Origin of the sequence: Desulfovibrio sp. MES5 (assembly GCF_002237645.1) — a bacterium.
Taxonomy (GTDB): Bacteria; Desulfobacterota; Desulfovibrionia; order Desulfovibrionales; family Desulfovibrionaceae; genus Desulfovibrio.
In genome coordinates this window covers 31875-46870 of the sequence record NZ_MJUZ01000005.1, presented here as the reverse complement: position 1 = coordinate 46870, position 14996 = coordinate 31875, and the positions used below count along the sequence as shown (strand labels likewise).

The following is a 14996-nucleotide window of genomic DNA, read 5'->3' as shown; positions in this document are numbered from 1 at the left end:
TCTTGGCCCCCATCCAAAACCCTTTCCGCTGCCCGGCCTACCAGGTCAGGCGCATCTTGGCCCCGTGCGCGGCCATGTATTCCTTGCACTCACGGATGCTGTACTGCCCGTAGTGCACGATGGAGGCAATGAGGGCCGCCGAAGCCCCGCCCGTGGTCACGGCTTCCAGCATGTGACGCGGTTCGCCCGCCCCGCCCGACGCGATGACGGGCAGAGACACGGCATCCACAATGGCGCGGGTCAGTTTGAGTTCGTAGCCGTCCTTGGTGCCGTCCGCGTCGATGGAGTTGACGCACAGTTCGCCTGCGCCCAGTTCCTGACAGCGGCGCGCCCAGGCAATGGCGTCCAGCCCCATACGCTTGCGACCGCCGTGGATGACAATTTCATACCCGGATGGAATCTCTGGGCTCACGGGCACGGCCAGCACGTCCATGCCCACTGTTATGGCCTGCGAGCCAAAGGCGTCAGCCCCCTGACTGATGAGGTGGGGATCCTTGACCGCCGCCGAATTTATGGAGACCTTCTCCGCCCCGGCCAGCAGCACGGCGCGCATGTCGGTCACGCTGGAAATGCCGCCGCCCACGGCAAAGGGAATGAAAATCTGTTCCGCGACGCGCTCCACCACATCCAGAAAAATGCCCCGCGCCTCGGCCGAAGCCGTAATGTCGTAAAAAACGATTTCGTCCGCGCCTTCTTCATAGTACCGGCGCGCGCTTTCCACCGGGTCGCCGATATCCTCGTTGCCCACAAATTTGACGCCCTTGGTCAGACGCCCATTACGCACGTCCAGGCAGGGTATTACCCGTTTACTGAGCATGGCGCGCCTCCCGCGAATTCTGGCAGTATTTGTAATAATTGCGCAGCAGGTTCAGGCCGGGCCGTCCGCTTTTTTCCGGATGAAACTGGGCGGCCCAGAGGCCCTCGCGCCCGTAAAGCGAGCAGAAGGTGCGCCCGTAGGTGGTGGTGGCCAGCACCAGCGAAGGATCGGGCTCCACATAATAGCTGTGCACAAAGTAATACTCCGCCATGGGCTCTATGCCTTCAAGCAGAACGCAGGGCGCTACGGCCTCAAGACTGTTCCAACCCATGTGGGGCACTGGCGCAGGGGCGCCGTCCTCCTGAAGCATGCCGTCTTCAAAAAGGCGGCTGATGCCGGGTACGATGCCAAGGGTCGTGGTGTCATTCTCTTCACTGCGTTGCAGCAATATCTGACAGCCAAGGCATATGCCGAGCAGGGGCTGCCCCCTGCGCACCACCTGCCGCAGGGCTTCGTCCATGCCCGATTCCGCCAGCGCGCCCATGGCCTGCCCTGCGGCTCCCACGCCAGGAAAAATGACTCCCCCGGCACTTTCGAGCGTTGCGGGGTCTGCCGTTATGGCGCAGGGTATGCCCAGGTGTTCCAGAGCGCGGCGCACGCTCGTCTGATTGCCCGCCTTGTAATCCAGAATGGCCAGCATGGTGCTTCCTTACTGTGTTGCGCAGCCCGGGCCAAAGCCCTGACTGCCTTGTGCGCGGAGAAGGCGAAAGCATACATTTTTGCAGGGCGACAGGCAACGCGCCGCCGCCGACCCTGAAGGCGAGGGATCGCGTTGCAATACTTTGTGGGGAAAGACCCTTTTAAAAAAGGGTCGCCTACTCCACGTCCCCATCCCCTAAGGAAACGCTGATTTATTCCGGTTGGCGGCGTTGCTTCACTTTTTTTGAAGCAGTCAAGGACGGAAGAGCCCCACTCCTGCTTCAAAAAAAATTGCGCCTTGCCAAACGAAATAACTGCACGTTTCCATGAGGCTCTTTAATTAGTGCTTCCCTAAAATTTTTATCCAGGGATAATCCAACAAGTTTACGGCGTTCTGACCTGGAGCTGCGGGCAGCAAAAACAGCCTTTCAAACAACACGCCGCCTCAACATGCACACGCCCTAGTGACAAGAATTAAAATCACGCTTATTATAAAAACCGTGAAGAAGACTATAGCTATTATACTGTTTTTAAAAAGTTTTTATAATTTGATTTTGACAAAACCCGGGGGCCGCCATGTATTTTCCCACTGCCGGCATTGAATGCCACCCGCTGCTGCCCTTTGGCGTGGCCCTGGGCATATCCTTTTTTACGTCCATGGGCGGCATCTCGGGCGCGTTTCTTTTACTCCCTTTTCATATGAGCGTGCTTGGGTATGTGAACCCCAGCGTCAGCGCCACCAACCAGTTTTTCAACGTGCTGGCCTGTCCGCCCGGCGTCTGGCGTTACTGGCGTGAAGGCAGGCTTGTCTGGCCATTGACCCTCACCGTGGCCGCCGGAACCTTGCCGGGGGTTTTTCTCGGGGCGCTCATACGCATCAACTGGTTGCCAGACCCGGCAAAATTCAAGATATTCGCCGGGCTGGTGCTGCTGTACGTCGGCGGGCGCATGGCCGTTACCACCTGGAAGGCCCGGCGCAACAAGACGGAAAATATGCGGGCGGGCGGCTCGGCAGCAATAAATGCCGCAGGTCGGCAGCCTGTCACAGACCGCTGCGCCGTGCTGGAGTGGAACAGCCGCTCTCTTGTTTTTGTTTTTCAGGGAAAAAACCATACCGTTTCCACCCGCAAACTGGCCCTGCTCAGCCTTGTCGTCGGCCTTGTGGGCGGCATATACGGCATTGGCGGCGGCGCGATCATGGCGCCTTTTCTGGTTTCCTTTTTTGCGCTTCCGGTTTATGCCGTGGCCGGAGCAACACTTTTTGCCACTTTCCTCACATCAGTGGCAGGGGTGAGCTTTTACTTTCTGCTGGCCCCCTTTTATCCGGACATGGCCGTCGCGCCCGACTGGCGCATGGGCCTGCTGGTGGGGCTGGGCGGCATGTGCGGCATGTATCTTGGCGCACGCTGCCAGAAATACGTGCCCGCCACTTTGCTGAAATGCCTTCTGGCGGCCATTTTGCTCTTTACAGCCATACGGTATTTGGGCCAAAGTTTCTAACGGTCGCCTGCCTTTGTCTGGGGCGGCCCATTCAAAGGATACGGCATGAATTCGAATTCCCGGCTGCCCATTGGACTTTTTGACTCCGGCATGGGCGGTCTTACTGTTTTCAAGGCTCTGGCCAAGCGCCTGCCCGGCGAAGATCTGCTCTACCTCGGCGATACAGCCCGGCTGCCCTACGGCACAAAGGGTCGTGACACCATCATCCGTTATACGCTCAGCGCCGCGCAAAAGCTGGTGGACATGGGCGTCAAGATGCTGGTGGTCGCCTGCAACACGGCCACAGCGGCTGCCCTGCCCGCTTTGCGTGAGCATTTTGCCCCCCTGCCCGTTCTGGGCGTGGTGGAACCAGGATCTCAGGCAGCGGCAGAGGCCAGCCGCAATGGACGCATCGTGGTGCTGGCCACGGAGGCCACCATCAACGGCGGCGCTTACCAGCAGGCCATTGCGCGCATCCGGCCCGATGCCGTGGTGCTGACGCGCGCATGCAATCTTTTTGTCTCGCTGGCTGAAGAGGGCTGGATGAACGGCCCCCTGGTTGAAGGCATCATCCGCCGCTACCTTGAAGGGCTTTTTGATGCGCCGGATAATAAGGCCGCCGATGACGCCGCGCTTCTGCCCGACACTCTGGTGCTCGGCTGCACGCACTACCCCCTGCTTCAGGACGCACTGCGTCAGGTCGTGGGGCCGGACGTGCATATTGTGGACTCCGCCGCCACCACAGCGGAATTTGTGGCGCAAGAGCTGAACACTCTGCACCTGCTGCACCCGGACAGGGCAGCCGCTGCCAGCGACGCCGCAGGAAAGCGTCAGGGTGAAAGCCGCTTTCTGACCACAGACCACGTAACCCGTTTTATCCGCACGGGCAGCCTGTTTTTGGGCCGCGACATGACAGAAGACGAAGTCACACTGGTGGACCTGTAGGCTGTAATTTTATTTTCAAATATTTCATCCTACTAACAGTAACCATACCCGGGCGCACAGCCCCGCTGAAGCGAATATTTTTTTGCCGCGCGAGCCAAAAAGCTTGAACGGCGCGCATTTCTCGCTTTTTCGTTGACAGAAAAACAGCGCTAACGTAATGAGACAACAGTCTGACGGCGCAAAAAACGTCAATGTTCAAAATCCCCCATGGCGCGGCAATGCCGGGTTGGCATATCCGTGACTATCCCATGCGAGATCGGCCCGTCGGGCCACCCCCCTATGGCCATACCTTTGCGTGTGGTCCGATATGGCATCAATCAGGGAACAAACCGAAATCCTTTATGGAGAAGCATCATGACTAAAGCTGAGCTTGTTGAAAAAATCCATGCCAAAGCCGGCCTTCCCACCAAGGCTAAAGCTGAAGAAGCCCTTGACGCCGTAGTGGCTTCCCTGCGTGAAGCCCTGGCCTCTGGCGAATCCGTGACCTTTACCGGATTTGGCAGCTTCAAGGTTGTGGAACGCGCCGCCCGTAAGGGTCGTAACCCCCGCACTGGCAAGGAAATCACCATTCCGGCCAGCAAGGTTGCCAAATTCACGCCCGGCAAGGGTCTGAAAGACGCCATCAAATAACTTTGGCTTAAGTAAGTTTTTGCGGCGCGCTCTCCTTTTCGGGAGAGCGCGCTTCTTGTTTATGGTCGGCCACCTTCAAGCCCAGCCCCCTGCCAGCCCAAAACAGCGCGGACAGACTGCGGCGCGCTTGCGCGAACAGACCCGCCGCGCCTACGCGAATTATGACGCGAATCATGCGCGGGGCATCGCGCCAGCTGCGGGCACCGAGCCGCCAGGGCTGATCCCTGTAAATGCTCTATTGAATTTCAACCCGGAATACATTACTAGCTTGGATTACGCCAACGCGCGCACCCTGCGGAGGGGTGGCAGAGCGGTTGATCGCGGCGGTCTTGAAAACCGTTGAAGGTGTGAGCCTTCCGGGGGTTCAAATCCCTCCCCCTCCGCCATAAAAGCATTGTATGCAGCCCCATAAAGCCCCAAGGCCGTATGGGGCTTCTTTTTTTCTCCCGCGCTCCTTAATGCTTGCAGGGCGTTTTGTCGTCTCCCGCCAGTTGCGGAAAAACACAGAGGCTGCTACAGAAAAACATAGACCACAGTTATGTTTACAGGGACGGGCCACTGCGCCTGCTCTCTATCCGCGCCCGTCTGCCTTCATCAGTCAGCTCAGGGCTCCAGCGGACGGCACCCCCCACATTCCGAGTAAAGACGGAATGGCCATGTAGCCCGCAGTATGGTCTGTCGGGCTTTTTTTGTCAGATGCAGGGCGCGAGCCCCGCACCGTACACCGGCCACCGTGGAGGAAAGCCAATGAAGCTGGGCGTCAAACTTATGCTGTCATTCCTGTCTGTCATCGCCATTCTTCTTGTTCTTTCGGGCGTTGGCATCAAAAATCTCGACGCAATGAACTCACGAGTGCGTGAAATCGACAGCACGTGGCTGCCGGCGGTCATTGCCGTTCAGGCCATGAACATTCAGATTAATGCCGTTCGGGCGGACCTCGCCGCCATCATGTCGCAAAACTACGCGGACGAAATCCGCAAGTATGAGGCACGAATCCAGCAGTCCCTGCAAATCATGCAGGAAAACCGCGAGGTATTTCTCACGCTCATGCAATCCCTGCCCGCAGGCCTTATTGGCACGGACAAGGAACTCATAGAGCGCATTGACGCGCTGTCCGTCGAGGCCGCCGAAGTGCGCGAAGGGATGATCAAAAGCATGCTCAACGGTCGGCGCGGCCTGGCGGTGTCTACCTTTGACAGCAAATACAGCCCCCTTTTCGACAAAATGGCCGAGGCCTGCGCCGAACTGGTCAAGCGCAACGTCACCGGCAGCCAGCAGGCCGCGGGCGACGCTTCGGCCATTGGCGGGCAGGCGCGCGCCACCTCCCTGATTCTGGCCGGGATCGCCATCATCTGCGCGGTGGGCATCTGCCTGTATCTCACGCGCTCCCTCAGCAGGCAGCTTGGCAAGGACCCCGGCCAGCTGGCCCTTATCGCCCGGCGTGTAGCCGGGGGCGATTACAGCATGGACAACGACACGGCGCGGCGCGGCGTCTACGCCGACATCGTGGCCATGGTGGAGGCCCTGCAAAAGCACATAGAGCGGGCACGCCAGGAGTCGGAAAAGGCCGTGGAGCAGTCGCGCATGGCGGCGGAAGCATTGGGCAAAGCCGAAGCCTCGGAAGAAAACGCCAAAAAGAAAACAGCGGCAATGCTTGCTGCAGCCCAAAAGCTTGAGCTGGTTGCCGAGGCCGTGAGCGCTGCTTCCACCCAGCTTTCTGTCCGCATTGAACAGTCCGACAAGGGGGCGGTCGCCTCGGCCCGGCGGCTGGCCGAAGCCGCCAGCGCCATGGACCAGATGAACGCCACCGTGCACAACGTGGCCCGCAACGCCGCCGAGGCATCGGCGGCATCGCATGAAACGCGCGAAAAGGCGGTGGCCGGAGCCAGTATAGTGGAACAGGCCGTCCACAGCATAGGCCAGGTGCATGAGGTTTCGCTGCGGCTCACGGAAAATATGGGGCAACTCAATGATCAGGCCCAGGCCATCAGCAATATCATGAACGTTATTTCCGACATCGCGGACCAGACCAACCTGCTGGCCCTCAATGCCGCCATTGAGGCGGCGCGTGCCGGTGAGGCCGGGCGCGGCTTTGCTGTTGTGGCTGACGAGGTGCGCAAGCTGGCCGAAAAAACCATGGTTTCAACGCACGATGTGGGCAATGCCATCAGGGCCATCCAGGAGAGCACGGCCACAAGCATGGCCGCCATGGGCACTGCGGCCGCCCAGGTGAACAAGGCTACGGAATTCGCCAGCCAATCCGGTCAGGCTCTGGGCGAGATAGTCACCACCGTTGAAGGCGCGGCGGATCAGGTCAATGCCATTGCTGCAGCCAGCGGACAGCAGTCTGTGGCCAGCGACGAAATCAACCGCACCATTTCTACGGTCAACGAGGCCGTGCAGCAGACGGCCCGGGCCATGAGCGACGCCTCACGAGCCGTCGGCGATCTGATGCGGCAAACTGGCACTCTGACATCTCTTATTGCGGAAATGCGAGACGAAGAGTATAAATAGTAAATCTTTCTGGTTAACTGTCTTCTGAAGCCGAGTCACGCGACGACGGAAGACTGCCATGCGCCGCTGGTCTGCCCTTACGGGCAGGCTGGCGAAGTGCTGCAGTTGTGCAGGCATGGCCTGTCCACTTTCTCTTGAGCCATGAACCAGCATTTCAATCCCACGCTCACGTGGCTGTGGCGATCCTGCCCTGCCATGCTGCACGCTGCTTGTCTACGGCCTCAACCGCCCGTTGTCAGGCATGCGCCGTCACCCCCTTTTCCCAGCCCGCCTCCCGACACGGTCCCACCGCAAAACTGACGCCTGCCTGCCTCAAAACTGAGGCATAACGCTTCATGCCCGGCGCGACCAGGGTTTTCTTGCGCGTCATCCAACAACATCAAGCCCGCTGTTTTCACACGGCCATCAGGCGGAAAGTCCACACGGACCGACCTGGAGAATCGTCATGCTCAGAGCCATCAGCATTTCGCAGCGCATCACGTTTTTTGTAGTTCTTATGATAGCCATGACCATAGCCATGGCTGTTTTGTCCTTCTTCATGACCAACAGCGTCATTGACCAAGGAACCCTCGTGGCCAGAAATCAGCTGCTTGCCTCGCAACGCGCCCGCATCAAGGATGTGACCCACTCCTCCGCTCTGGGCCTGGAGGCCATGACCAAGGGGCTGCCGCAGCAGGAACAGCTGCGCATCATTACGGACTATGTGGAAAAATCCCGTTTTGAAGACGACGCTTCGGGCTACTTCTATGTCTATGAGGGCACGGTCTGCGTGGCCCACCCCACGCAAAAACAGATCATCGGCAAAGACCTGTCCGGCACGGCTGACAAACAGGGCGTACACTACGTGACGGAGCTGCAGAAAGCCTCGGCCAAGGGCGGGGATTTTGTGGATTTTATCTTTCCCAAGCCCGGCGCGGGCGACGTGTTCAAGCTCGGCTATGCCGAAAACGTGCAGGGCACGCCGTACTGGATAGGAACCGGCGTTTATATTGATAATGTGGACAGGGACGAGATCAAACTGCACAACACCATGCGCGAGCTGCTCGTAAACACGCTTACCACCTATGGCGGGAGCTTTCTGACCATCCTGCTGCTCCTTGTGATCCCCCTTTCCTACCACCTGGTGACGTCCATCACCCGGCCTTTGGGCAAAATCACCGGCCAGGCCCGGACTGTGGCCGCAGGCGACCTTGAGGTGCATATCGAGCCCACGGGCAGGGACGAAGTGGCCGTGCTGGAGCAGGCCCTGCGCGACATGGTCGGCAACCTCAAGCGGCTTATCAGCCAGGCGGCGGAAAAGAGCCGTCAGGCCGACGCGGCCGCCGCCGAAGCCAGAGCTGCCCAGAGCGAGGCCGAGCAGGCGGGCAAGAACGCGCAGGCCAGGACAGCCGCCATGCTTGTGGCCGCAGACAAGCTGGAACAGGTGGCTCACGTGGTCAGCACGGCCTCAACGCAGCTTTCGGCCCAGATCGAGCAGTCAGACAGAGGCGCGCTGGATTCTGCCCGCCGCCTGACTGATGCCGCCACCGCCATGAACGAGATGAACGCCACTGTGCAAAGCGTGGCGCGCAATGCGTCCGAGGCTTCCGCCGCTTCGCACGACACGCGTGAAAGGGCCGTTGCCGGGGCGCGCATTGTGGAGCAGGCCGTATACAGCATAGGGCAGGTGCACGAGGTCTCGCGCCGCCTCACGGAAAATATGGGGCAGCTCAACGACCAGGCCCAGGCCATCAGCAAGATCATGAACGTCATTTCCGACATTGCCGACCAGACAAACCTGCTGGCCCTCAACGCGGCCATCGAGGCGGCCCGCGCCGGTGACGCCGGGCGCGGCTTTGCCGTTGTGGCCGACGAGGTGCGCAAGCTGGCCGAAAAAACCATGGCGTCCACCCATGATGTGGGCAATGCCATCAAGGCCATTCAGGAAAGCACGACCAAGAGCCTCACAGCTATGGAAAGCGCTTCGGAGCAGGTGGATCAGGCCACGCAGTTCGCCAACCAGTCCGGCCAGGCCCTCAGCGAAATCGTCACCACGGTAGAAGCCACGGCAGACCAGGTCAACGCCATTGCCGCCGCCAGCGAACAGCAGTCCGCCGCCAGCGAGGAAATCAACCGCTCCATCACCTCGGTCAACGAGGTGGTGCAGCAGACCGCCCAGGCCATGGACGAGGCGGCACGGGCCGTCGGCGATCTGGCGCGTCAGGCGCACAGCCTGACCGACCTCATCGCGGACATGAAAAAATAAGTGCCCCAAGCCCGCCTCGGGCTGCGTCGGCCGTGAAAGACTCGGCCCAGCGCTGACAATGAAAGTCCCTCCGGCCCATACGGGCCGGAGGGACTTTCACACAACAATAGACTAGACTACCTTTGAAATGCTTCACATTTCACGTTGTCATTCTGCCGAAAAATACGATCGTTGGCAGAATCTGCGCCTCGTTGCGGCGTGCTGCGCTCTCGCGCAGCACCAGAACATATAACTCCGTCAAAATTACATTGCGCTAACCCGCATGGCAGGCTTTGCCCCTTGTCCACCGGGCCGCAACGGGCAAAGCGCCAACATCCCAATGACTGCACAAAAGCAGTATTGGCATTTATTTATGCATGCATGCACCGTACGAGCGTGTTGTAAGCTTTGAAAATGAAGATTCTCAAAGTTACTCTACTCTGAGAAGGGGGATGTGTCTATTCTTCAAGCCAGGAGTCGTCTTCCAACACAGTGTAACCGCGCACCACGAGATAATTCACGCCATCGACCTCTTCATGCTGGCCGGTAACTTCCACAGGAAGGCTGACTTCATCGTCAAGGTCAACACCAGCTCCACGAGGTACAATACGGTATTCCACGTCGTCCTGGATCACGGCCACCCTGGCCTGCCGCGCATCCACAGAGCGCGGCACTGCCGTAACATATCCTTTGATAGTAAGGGGACTCTTGTTCATATGCTGTCTTATTGCCTTTAATAAGCCGATTTTTTTCGCTATAGCGCCTTTCATGCGGCGATGCAAGGTTTCTTGGCCACGGAAACTGACCTTTTTTTGCACGACCAGCCGTAATAAAGGGCACAAGAGAGCAAGCGAAACAAAATCGGCCTGGCGGGCCCATTACAGGCCGCACTTCTTCATAAGCTCATACCAGTGCCCGCGCGATATGCCAGCCAGCGACGCAGCCTTGCGCACGTCGCCGCCGGTGACGGCCCATACGCGGCGCACATAGGCTTCTTCGGCCTGAGCCTTCCACTGGCGCAGCGCTGGCAGGCCCTCTTCCGGGCCGGAAAGCGGCGGCAGACCGGCAGATGCGCACGCAGCGCCGCCTGAAGGAACGCTGGAAGCGTGAAATCCGCTGGCAGCGGGTTGTGCGGCAATGCTGGCGGCAGCTTCGGCAAAGCCGCCTTCCTGCCCCCGGCCCATGCGGCGGCGCGCCTCGTCCACGCGCATACGGGTGGGCATATGCACAGGCAGGAGCAGGTCGCCCTGCCCGGCGGCCAGACAGGCGCGCTCTATGCAGTGGATCAACTCGCGCACATTGCCGGGCCAGGAATATTCCATAAGTATGTCAAGCATTTGCCCGGAAATAGCCTTGCCGGGCAACTCATTGTGCAGGCAGAAGCGGCTGACGGTCTGCTGGGCCAGCGCGGGAATCTCGTCCCTTCTCTCGCGCAGGGGCGGAATGACGATGGTGAGCCCCTGAAGGCGGAACAGCAGGTCAGAGCGAAAGGTCCCATCCCTGGCCATGATTTCGATGTTTTTATTGGTGGCGGCCACAAGGCGAAAGTCGCTGCTGACCTCGCGTACTTCACCCACGGGCCTGAACCGCTTGAGTTCAAGGGCGCGCAAAAAAGCGCCCTGCATGGCCTGTGGCAGGTCGCCCACCTCATCAAGAAAAAGCGTGCCCTTGTTGGCCGCCAGCAAAAGCCCTTCCCGCGCCCTGTCCGCCCCGGTGAACGCGCCACGGCTGTGTCCGAAAAGATGGCTCTCCACCAGGGTTTCAGGCAGCGAGGCGCAGTCCACCGTCACAAAAGGGCGCGCGGCCCTCGCGCTGTTGCGGTACAGGGCCTTGGCAAAAACTTCCTTGCCTACCCCGGTTTCGCCCAGCAAAAGAACATTGACCTCGCTCTGCGCGGCCTGGGCCAGAAGTTTCAGGGCGCGGCTCATGCCCGCGCCCGCCCCCAGAATATGGCCGCTGTCCACCAGCAGGGATTCCGGCCCCGGAACTCTGTTTGTGCGGCAGGTCAGCACATGGCGCAAACACTGCTCAATATCGCGCACCTTCAAGGGTTTGGTCAGAAACTCCCAGGCGCCAGAGCGCAGGGCAACCTCGGCAGCGTCGCCGTCGCCGTGCCCAGTAATGATGACGACATCGGGCACGCCGGGCAGGTGGGCAAAGTCGCCCTGCCACTCAAGGCCGCTGCCGTCGGGCAGCCAGACGTCAAGAAGCACGACGTCCACGCCCTGACGGCCCATCTCCAGCCCCTGACTGAGGTTCTCCGCCAGCAGCACTTCGTGCCCCATGCGCGTGCACACCACCTCGACCATGGTGCGCATGAGCGCCTCGTCATCCACCACGAGAACACGGGCCATCAGCAGCCTCCCTTGCAGCCCGCCTGGGCCGTGCCTGCCACGATGCCCGCCGCCGGGTCCGGCAGAAATGTTTTGCCCGGCATGGCGTCCACGCTGTCCATATCTTTGCCCAGTTCCTTGTCCAGCTCTTTATCCAGCATATCCAGAGCCTCCCGCAGAGCGGCGCGCATCCGGGTCACGGCCTGCCCAAGATCGGCCTTTTGCGCTTTCTCCACATGGCAGGCCCGCTCGCGCAGCGCGTCAAAACGCATGGTTCCGGCGGAGTTCTTGACGGCATGCCCCAGACGCCGCAGGCAGACATCATCGCCTGCGGCCAAAGCCGCTTCCAGTTCCGCGTCACGGGTGCGCAAATCCCCCCGCAATACCCCAGCCAGCTGCGTCAGCAACTGGAGGTCGTGATCCAGCGCGTCCATGGCTGCTGGCCTGTTCCAGAGCGCCAGCGCCTCCTCCCCGTGCGTGCCGGGGTCGCCCCCAAACCCTGCTTCGAGGCCCTGTGAAGCGGGGCGGGCTGTAGATTCGGCCTGGCCAAAAAATTCAGACTGGCCAGAAGATTCGGGCATGCAGCGCGGGGCTGGCACGGTGGGGCTTTCCTCCGGGGCAGACGCGCAGGCATGAACAGTGGACGCCGCAACAGCGAATTTCTCGCCAACGCAGACCTTGCCCGCAGCCAGCCCGCCAGACGGCGGAGCAGCGCCAGCAGGGGCGCGCCTTGAATCTTCAGCCGTCAGCAGGGAGGCCAGTTCCTTGCGCAGCACGGCAAAGGTCAGGGGTTTGAGCAAAACGAGATCAGCCCCCAGCTCCTTGCAGCGCCGCCTGTCTTCCTCGTCAAGGGCGGCGGTGTAAATGACGGTTTTTTGCCGCGCCGGAACGTCGGCATGGCCGAGGCGCACGGCCTGCAACACATCAAGCCCGCTCATGTCGGGCATACGCGCGTCAAGAATAGCCAGATCCCACGGCCCCTGACCAAGGGCGGCCAGAGCGGCCTTGCCGTCGCGCGCCATACGCACGCACGCGCCCTCAGCCCGCAGCATGTGTTCCATAATATACCTGTTGGCCTCATTGTCTTCGGCCACAAGAATGCGGCGGCCCGCAAAACAGCCGTTTTCTGAAGGGAGATCGGCCCCGCTGCCCGCATCCGCAGCGGATCCGTGGCAGCGCCTGCGCCAGCGTCGGGCAGCACGCATTCTGCGGCGCAGGGCCGGATTGGGGACGGCGTGGGGAGCGACGCGGAGCATGGCGCAGAGCCGGAACACGGAGCGGAACGCGGCGCAGTCAAGGCTGGCGACTCAAATTTTGTGGAAAGCGCAGCCGCTGCGGGCGACTCAGACCCGGCGGACGATTCCGGCTCTGTGCAAAGCCCAGGCAAACACGGCGGCATGGCCGCTCCGACGGCTCCGGCTACCGTGCATTGCCCGGCTTCCGGCGCAGCGCCAGCTCCGTACGGCGACGCTGCGGCGGCCTGACTGTCATGCCTTTTGCCGCTCTTTTTTTCGTCAGTGCAGCCGGGCAGTTGCAGGCATACCTCAAGAGCAAAGCAGGATCCCCTGCCCGGCGCTGAGGTCACCGTCACATCCCCGCCCATACGGCGGGCAATGGTGCGCGCGATATACAGCCCAAGCCCCGTGCCGGGAGCCGACGACGCGTCGCTACCCCGCTGGAAGCTTTCAAAGATGCGCTCGGCGTCTTCGACGGGCAGGCCCGGCCCTGTATCCTGCACCAGAATTCTGAGGCACAGGGAATCAGCCGGGCCAAACGGTGCGCCCCCCGACTTTCGCCCGGTGGGCCCCACGCAGATGCGCACCCGGCCAAGCTCGGTAAATTTCACCGCATTGCTCACAAGGTTGCCCAGGGCCTGACGCAAGCGAAAACTGTCGCCCACCACGGCGTCCGGCAGTTGCGGGTCCACGTCCAGATCAATATCCAGCCCCTTGGCCTCGGCCACTGGCCGGAACAGGACGGTGCAGCCTTCAAGGGCCGCGCGCAATGAAAAGGGATCAGCGCGCAGTTGCAGCGCGCCCTGTTCAAGGCTTGCGTGGTCGGTGACGTCGCGCACCATTTCCAGCAGGGCGCTGCCTGCCTGCGTCAGATACCGCAGGGCGCTTCTGCGTTCCTTTTCCGGCATGGCCTTTTGCTGCAAAAGTTCGCTCATGCCCAGTATGGCCGTCAGCGGGGTGCGCATGTCGTGGCTCAGACGCGCCATAAAGGCGCTCTTCATGCGGCTGGTTTCTTCGGCCAGCCAGCGCCGCCGCGTGAGATTGAGCGTAAGCCCGCCGATGGCAAGCACGCCCGTCAGGCCCAGCAGCGAATAGAGCAGGCGCATGTTGCGCTGCTGCAGACCCGCATTGTGCATATAGGCCTCGGCGTTCTGGCTGACGCTGATGCCGCCGAGCACCTCGCCCACCGTGCGGCCCAGGTGGCAGCGCAGGCAGCTTTCCTGCGCCACAAGCACGCTGAGCAGGCGCAGTTTACCCTGCCCGTCCGTTTCCGGAGCGCTGAAGATTTCCTGCGCCCCTTCGGTACACTGCCCAAGGGCATCGGACTCCCAGGCATCGGCCTTGTTTTCCGGCCGCAGGGGCACATTGCTGATGATGCTGATGCCAATGCCCGGTTCTGAATTGCGTTCAGCCAGTTGGCGGCTCATATAGGCGGGATTCATGAGCACGAGAGTGCGCCCGTCCGCAGTGTCCACAGTCCGTTCGGCTTCGGGCAACCAGGGATTGGCCTGCCCGTATGCGCTTTTCAGCACATAGACGCCGCCGTGGGCCGCATTCCAGTTACGCGCGTCCATAAGCTGTCGCGCAACCGTGGATAATCTGGTATGCTCCAGTTCAAGCCTGTGGGCTTCATCAACGCGCGCGGCCTGACGGTAGAGCGCGAGGGTGAAAACAAGCCAGAAAAAACAGGCAAGTAGGGGCAGCCAGATGGCCGGACCATTTTTTTTTGAGACAACGTGCGCCATGAATGCCTCGCATGTTGAGGAGGAGCAGAAGCTCAATCTGTTGTCATAATTTAATGAATTTTGTCATTTTTATCTGAACATGGCAATACCGCCAACGACCATTGCCAAAAAAATCACATAACACCCAAGTTTATTAAGCTTTTTTTCATGCCTCAAATATATGTACAAATGGTACGTTTTTTGATGGTATGTAGATCAGGATTGTGCTGTCATGGTGGCGGCACAATGGACGGTCTGCCTGGATCAACCGACCGTCCGGCGACCTTTCAGAGCATTTTCATTGTGAAATGCTCGGGCGACTGAATGGGCAGACGCCCGCCGTTACGGCGCATGTCCCCTGTTTACCTTGGGGCAGACCGTAACGGTTGTGGTTTAACCTTTGAGAATGCCTGTTCTCAAAAGTACTCTGCTTCAGCGGTTGTCAGCGCTCATGAC

The 14996-nt window shown here is 60.4% G+C and carries 11 protein-coding genes and 1 tRNA gene; 6 read left to right on the top strand and 6 right to left on the bottom strand.

All coding sequences use genetic code 11. The annotated features are described in order from the left end of the window. Positions 1 to 37 precede the first annotated feature (37 nt). The gene (gene hisF / locus BCS36_RS01655; RefSeq protein ID WP_291301187.1) at positions 38 to 817 is read right to left on the bottom strand and encodes an imidazole glycerol phosphate synthase subunit HisF; all 780 of its coding nucleotides are present in this window, start codon (positions 815 to 817) and stop codon (positions 38 to 40) included. Further along, positions 807 to 1457, bottom strand: a complete 651-nt coding sequence (gene hisH, locus BCS36_RS01650) for an imidazole glycerol phosphate synthase subunit HisH (protein ID WP_291301186.1) — start codon at positions 1455 to 1457, stop codon at positions 807 to 809. Before hisH ends, hisF begins: the two co-directional genes overlap by 11 nt. Before the next feature lie 575 nt (positions 1458 to 2032). Between hisH and BCS36_RS01645 the strand changes: the two genes are divergently transcribed. The 6 genes from BCS36_RS01645 (at position 2033) to BCS36_RS01620 (ending at position 9269) form a co-directional block, all read left to right on the top strand. Continuing rightward, a complete protein-coding gene (locus tag BCS36_RS01645) occupies positions 2033 to 2956 on the top strand; it encodes a sulfite exporter TauE/SafE family protein (protein ID WP_291301185.1) in 924 nt (307 codons plus the stop codon). A 45-nt stretch (positions 2957 to 3001) separates the two neighbouring features. Next, entirely contained in the window at positions 3002 to 3880 is an 879-nt protein-coding gene (murI, locus tag BCS36_RS01640) for a glutamate racemase (RefSeq protein ID WP_291301184.1), read from the top strand. Positions 3881 to 4234: 354 nt separating this feature from the next. Then, positions 4235 to 4510, top strand: coding sequence for an HU family DNA-binding protein (locus BCS36_RS01635; RefSeq protein ID WP_022659096.1), 276 nt, complete (start codon positions 4235 to 4237; stop codon positions 4508 to 4510). 296 nt (positions 4511 to 4806) lie between these two features. Further along, positions 4807 to 4896: transfer RNA gene (locus tag BCS36_RS01630), tRNA-Ser, on the top strand. A 361-nt stretch (positions 4897 to 5257) separates the two neighbouring features. Beyond that, positions 5258 to 7024 carry a methyl-accepting chemotaxis protein gene (locus tag BCS36_RS01625; RefSeq protein ID WP_291301183.1) on the top strand — a complete coding sequence of 589 codons (1767 nt, stop codon included), beginning with the start codon at positions 5258 to 5260 and terminating at the stop codon, positions 7022 to 7024. A gap of 445 nt (positions 7025 to 7469) precedes the next feature. Beyond that, positions 7470 to 9269 (top strand): methyl-accepting chemotaxis protein, encoded by a 1800-nt coding sequence (locus BCS36_RS01620; RefSeq protein WP_291301182.1) that lies wholly within the window; start codon positions 7470 to 7472, stop codon positions 9267 to 9269. Positions 9270 to 9706: 437 nt separating this feature from the next. Here BCS36_RS01620 and BCS36_RS01615 read toward each other — a convergent pair whose 3' ends face one another. The 4 genes from BCS36_RS01615 to BCS36_RS01600 form a co-directional block, all read right to left on the bottom strand. Continuing rightward, on the bottom strand, positions 9707 to 9964 hold the full coding sequence (locus tag BCS36_RS01615) for a hypothetical protein (protein ID WP_179980506.1): 258 nt from the start codon (positions 9962 to 9964) through the stop codon (positions 9707 to 9709). A 162-nt stretch (positions 9965 to 10126) separates the two neighbouring features. Then, entirely contained in the window at positions 10127 to 11602 is a 1476-nt protein-coding gene (locus BCS36_RS01610) for a sigma-54 dependent transcriptional regulator (RefSeq protein WP_291301181.1), read from the bottom strand. Beyond that, positions 11602 to 12633: a response regulator gene (locus BCS36_RS01605; RefSeq protein WP_291301215.1), complete on the bottom strand. Its 1032-nt coding sequence runs from the start codon at positions 12631 to 12633 to the stop codon at positions 11602 to 11604. Before BCS36_RS01605 ends, BCS36_RS01610 begins: the two co-directional genes overlap by 1 nt. Beyond that, positions 12516 to 14561, bottom strand: a complete 2046-nt coding sequence (locus tag BCS36_RS01600; RefSeq protein ID WP_291301180.1) for an ATP-binding protein — start codon at positions 14559 to 14561, stop codon at positions 12516 to 12518. The genes BCS36_RS01605 and BCS36_RS01600 overlap by 118 nt, the downstream gene beginning before the upstream one ends. Positions 14562 to 14996 lie beyond the last annotated feature (435 nt).